Raw genomic sequence first — 2,333 nt, 5'->3', positions numbered from 1 at the left:
ATATAGACTAGCGATGGCGATGTAAGTTAAGTGGTTCTTCATGTTCCGCTTAACTTTTTTATAAGACGTCCCATAAGAAAATAATGACGCCACTTCCTATAGACCAGATCAATCTTATCATTCACTCGCATACCTCCTATCACTTAGTTTTAGTCAACACAAATATCGCTTATCTCTGCGAGACTGCAATACAATCTTAAAGCCGGAACACAATAATCTGACCAACAAGAGTACGTAGCATTGAATTTATGGCATTAACTGATTTTTTATCTGACCGGGAGGGAAGAAGGAATGAAAATCCGCGCAATACCGTTATAGAGAGAAGGTATTGCGCGTAAGCTGACAAGGCAGTTATGTCGTTGTTATTATCACTATGCGGGTTATTGAAGTTGGATAGGAGATAACCGCAACATAGTGAGCACAATTTACTCTATTATGTGATTGTCTCACAACGCGCCGTATTCAAACTGATGGGTTGGTACAAAAAAATGTTCATCGCGGCTTTCCAGGGAAAGCTGCTGTTATCTTCAAGAAGAAGTAGTCTGTATCTCGATAACCATATCCCATTCGCTTGATTAGCTTTATCTTGTTGTTTATCCCTTCAAGTGTGCCGGTATTTAACGAATAACTAGCCGATGCGATAATCCCGTGAAGATAAGGACCGAGTTTTCGTGCGAACTCTTTTAATTTCCACTACGACCTAATCCTATCCAAATGACTTGGTGAGTTTTAGCGTCAGCGATGACCGTGGCATATCGATGTCCTTTAAAAATGGCGAACTCGTCCATGACGAGTTGCCTTAAGTCTTCCCATTATACTGACGGTACAACTTGTTTAAGTTGGCGTTTATCTATCTCTTTAATGGTGTGCCAATGAACGCTCGTTAACTGGGAAATATGCTTAATGGGGAGAAGAGGTAATAGTTGTTCTATATAGCTTTTTAGGCGCTTTGTTATACGAGCATAAGGCTCTAACCAAGATAGAGACTCTGTTTTTATGCCGCAGTCGCGACACTTAATCCTGCGTGTTTGAACGGAAAGTTCAACAGGAACACCGAGTAGCATGGCTTCTTTTACATTACGCCATTGATACTCATGGATAGCTTCGGCCTCACGACCACAAAGGCATTTAGCCTGAGAGTTAGGGAAGGTGCGAATAAGTCCCAGATATGAGATCATTGCGGCACAATCCATCACAACACACAACACACAACGCCCATGAGCCAACAATTATCCTTTGCCGATAGTGAGTTTTCGAGTAAGCGCCGCCAGACTCGTAAAGAGATTTTTTTATCTCGGATGGACAACCTGCTGCCGTGGTCTCAACTTTTCGAAGTGATTGAACCCTTTTACCCCAAAGCCGGCAACGGCCGCCGCCCGTATCCACTTGAGACTATGTTCCGCATTCATTGCATGCAGCAATGGTACTGTCTTGGTGACGAAGCAACCGAAGATGCCTTATACGAAATTGCTTCAATGCGTCAATTTGCACGATTATCACTGGATAAAGCGATCCCAGACCGCACCACTATCATGAACTTTAGGCATTTGTTGGAAAAGTACAAACTCACACGTAAATTATTTGAAACCGTCAACCAATGGCTATCAGACTGTGGCGTCATGATGACGCAGGGAACGTTGGTCGATGCCACCATAATCAGAGCACCGAGCTCCACTAAGAATAAAAATAATGAGCGTGACCCAGAGATGCATCAGACCAAGAAAGGCAATGAATGGTACTTCGGCATGAAAGCCCATATTGGCGTGGATGCCAAGAGCGGTATCACCCATACGCTCGTAACCACTGCCGCTAATGAACATGACCTGAACCAATTGCATAATTTGCTGCACGGTGAAGAGGAATTCGTTTCCGGCGATGCTGGTTATCAAGGCGCACAGAATCGTGAAGAACTGAAAGACACAGATGTGGAGTGGCTGATTGCAAAGCGTCCCGGTAAAATCCGAGTGATGAAAAAGCACCCTCGCAAGAATAAGACAATGATTAACATCGAATACTTAAAAGCAAGCATTCGAGCAAAGGTCGAGCACCCGTTTCGCGTTATCAAAAGCCAGTTTGGCTTCACCAAGGCACGTTACAAAGGACTGATGAAAAATGACTCACAGTTAGCCATGCTATTTACTTTGGCAAATGTGTTTAAAGTAGATCAGATGTTACGACGACAGGAAAGATCTATCTGAAATCCGGGAATAGCCCGAAAAAAGGCCTAAAACGGCCAATAATTGGCCTAAATTAGAAATTCATCGTTTAAAAAGTGAACATGTAAAGTAAAGGCTTGATCCAGACCTAAATAGCAGGACTTATTCGCACCTTCC

The 2,333-nt window shown here is 43.2% G+C and carries 3 protein-coding genes and 1 pseudogene; 1 reads left to right on the top strand and 3 read right to left on the bottom strand.

From position 1 onward, the window contains the following. Window positions 1-492 precede the first annotated feature (492 nt). From RH88_RS24115 to RH88_RS24105, 3 genes and pseudogenes are all read right to left on the bottom strand, one after another. Window positions 493-687 (bottom strand): annotated as a pseudogene (locus tag RH88_RS24115) (transposase); the annotation flags it as partial. Next, window positions 684-788, bottom strand: a complete 105-nt coding sequence (locus RH88_RS24110) for a transposase (protein WP_241212186.1) — start codon at window positions 786-788, stop codon at window positions 684-686. The gene RH88_RS24110 and the pseudogene RH88_RS24115, both read right to left, overlap by 4 nt. A gap of 24 nt (window positions 789-812) precedes the next feature. Further along, window positions 813-1,178, bottom strand: coding sequence for a helix-turn-helix domain-containing protein (locus RH88_RS24105; RefSeq protein ID WP_241212185.1), 366 nt, complete (start codon window positions 1,176-1,178; stop codon window positions 813-815). 39 nt (window positions 1,179-1,217) lie between these two features. Here RH88_RS24105 and RH88_RS11600 point away from each other — a divergent pair, with 39 nt between their 5' ends. Continuing rightward, complete coding sequence (locus RH88_RS11600) at window positions 1,218-2,198, top strand: IS5 family transposase (protein ID WP_005596096.1); 981 nt, start codon at window positions 1,218-1,220, stop codon at window positions 2,196-2,198. Window positions 2,199-2,333 lie beyond the last annotated feature (135 nt).

The organism is Vibrio scophthalmi LMG 19158, from assembly GCF_000222585.1.
GTDB classification, from domain to species: domain Bacteria; phylum Pseudomonadota; class Gammaproteobacteria; order Enterobacterales; family Vibrionaceae; genus Vibrio; species Vibrio scophthalmi.
This window is presented reverse-complemented; position numbering and strand designations above follow the sequence as displayed.

Coding starts and splice junctions, on each gene's coding strand:
- RH88_RS24110 (WP_241212186.1), bottom strand. CDS start 788: ATGGACGAGTTCGCCATTTTTAAAGGACATCGATATGCCACGGTCATC.
- RH88_RS24105 (WP_241212185.1), bottom strand. CDS start 1,178: ATGATCTCATATCTGGGACTTATTCGCACCTTCCCTAACTCTCAGGCT.
- RH88_RS11600 (WP_005596096.1), top strand. CDS start 1,218: ATGAGCCAACAATTATCCTTTGCCGATAGTGAGTTTTCGAGTAAGCGC.